Genomic DNA, 2,108 nt, shown 5'->3' on the forward strand with positions numbered 1-2,108 from the left:
GGTGCGCGACGGCGGACAGTACGCCTTGTTCACCTTCTCGCGCAGTTCCTCTTCGGTGTCCTCATCGAGATGGAGACGCCGCCGAGGAGGACATCTTGCAGACGCCCGTCGAGAGGTCGGCGATGAGGGGCGTGTGCAGGCACGTCGCGCGTCCGCGCCGATGCTCGGCAGGGTGTCCCGGGCGAGCATGTGGACCTTCCGTTGTTCCATCCCGCCGATGGCGAGGTCGACGTCGAGGTAGACGATGTCCAGCGCCTGCATCAGCGGGTAGACGGCCTGCGCGACGGTGACGGTGTCGCCGCTCTTTATCTCGGCCATCGCGCGTTCGGCCCGCGACAGCGACGTCTCCAGTTCGAGGGCGTGCAGGTCCAGCGCGTAGTCGTCGTCCAACTGGAACTCCGACCCGAGGACGAACTCCGTCTGGTCCTCCGCCAACCCGTAGGCGACGAACTGCTCCTGCATCCGCGTCGCCGTCTCGCGAATCTCCTCGAACGTCCCCTTCCCGTTGAGGTAGGCGTGGACGTCCGCGAGGAGGACGACTATCTCGAAGCCGGCCTCCTGTAACTCGATGAGTTTGTTGGCCGTCAGCATGTGGCCGATGTGGAGGACGCCGGAGGGTTCGTAGCCGACGTAGGCCCGCTTTCCGTCGGGGTCGTCGGCTAACGAACGTACCTCGTCCTCCGTGACCACCTCGGCGGCGTTCCGGGTGATCAGGTCGTACGCGTCCATACGTGTTCGTGTCCGGGGGGGAGGTTATGACTTCTGGAACTGTTCGGTTCGGGGGTGCGTCCCGCAACTGGCCGGTACTGACTCGGCCGACGAGTGGCGCCGTCCCGGCGTCTGGTATGCTCTGAATAGTTATCACTGTCGAGCCGGATACCCCGGTATGAATCGAGGGATCACTCGACGCCTCGCGGATACCGTGGGCTCTCGTGCGCTCGTCTGGCTCGGCGCGTCGGTCGTCGTCGTCTGTCTCCTCGTCGGAACGGTCGGCGTCCTCACCGGGACGTTCGGCGGACCGCCGGACTCCGAGCGTTCCGCGTTCGTCGCCCTGAACAACTCGGCGGACACGACGCGGACCTTCGAGGTCTGGCTGGGGCGAGACCCGATTACAGGTATCACGGTACACAGGAGCACCAACGGTGACTACACGACGAAAACCTTCCCCGGCGGTATCGGCACCAGCAACGTCAGCAGCTACCACGTCACTACCTCGATGTCGTTCCCGAAGAACGCGACACTCTACGGGCGGTACACCTTGGAACCGGGCGACGAAGTGGCGTTCAACGTCACCGAACCGTACCCCGAGACGGTGTTCGCTATCGTCGTCTACAATCGAGACCACGTCACCGTGTGGAAGACAGTTCGCTGTCCTTACCGACGGTGGGGAGTGATGGTCGAAGCCACCAACTACGGGGCTCCCGGAACGCACTACTGTTAGTAAACGTGTCCTCCCGTCGAGCGTTTCTCGCGGTAGGCTCGCTCGTGTTCACCGGTGGCTGCGTCTCGAACGTATTCGATACCGGCCACTCGGACGACGACTTCTGTCAGTACGATGTCCGAGCCGTGTCCTTCGACCCCGCAACGGAGCTCCCGCCCGACTACAGTCGGTTCCAACGGGCGCTCGCTCACAGGTCGATTCGTCGTGGGTGGGCGACGGCAATCTACGGTCCACGGCCGCTGAAAGAGGACTCGTACGTCGTCCTCGACGGCGCGTATTACCGGGTCGTCCTCGAGGAGAGCCACGTCGAGGAGTTCCCGGCGCTCGTACTGACCGTCGAGTGGACTGCGGGACAGACGGCACCGGCGAACGCGACCGTCCTCCGGTTCGGGGAGTTACCTCCCGCCGACCGGATGGGTCTCCGCACGGCCGTCTACGGTGGCGTCTACCGAGCGCAGGTCCATCCGGTCCAGCGACTCGTTCACTCCGAGACGCCCGTGCCGTTCCCCGACGGCACGGACGAGTCTGTCTTGGCGTCGTGTGACTCCTGTTGGATTCGGTGGGACGACCGAGTGTACCGACTCGCCAGCCACCGGGAGACGACGGTGAACCAGTCCGTCTATCGGTACGGTTCGACCCGAGCCGCGCCGAACGCCGCGGCGTTCGG

At 64.7% G+C, this 2,108-nt stretch carries 3 protein-coding genes; 2 read left to right on the forward strand and 1 reads right to left on the reverse strand.

Annotated elements, in window-relative coordinates:
• A partial coding sequence (locus GJ632_RS21115) for a tyrosine--tRNA ligase (protein WP_231751745.1) occupies nucleotides 1–729 on the reverse strand: 729 nt, incomplete at its 3' end.
• Nucleotides 730–886: 157 nt separating this feature from the next.
• On the opposite strand from GJ632_RS21115, the gene GJ632_RS21120 reads away from it, so the two are divergent.
• A complete protein-coding gene (locus GJ632_RS21120) occupies nucleotides 887–1,441 on the forward strand; it encodes a hypothetical protein (protein ID WP_191453950.1) in 555 nt (184 codons plus the stop codon).
• A gap of 125 nt (nucleotides 1,442–1,566) precedes the next feature.
• Nucleotides 1,567–2,108: hypothetical protein (locus tag GJ632_RS21125; RefSeq protein ID WP_191453951.1), on the forward strand; the 542-nt coding region annotated here is incomplete at its 3' end.

Source organism: Halogeometricum sp. CBA1124, from assembly GCF_009741955.1.
GTDB classification, from domain to species: domain Archaea; phylum Halobacteriota; class Halobacteria; order Halobacteriales; family Haloferacaceae; genus Halogeometricum; species Halogeometricum rufum.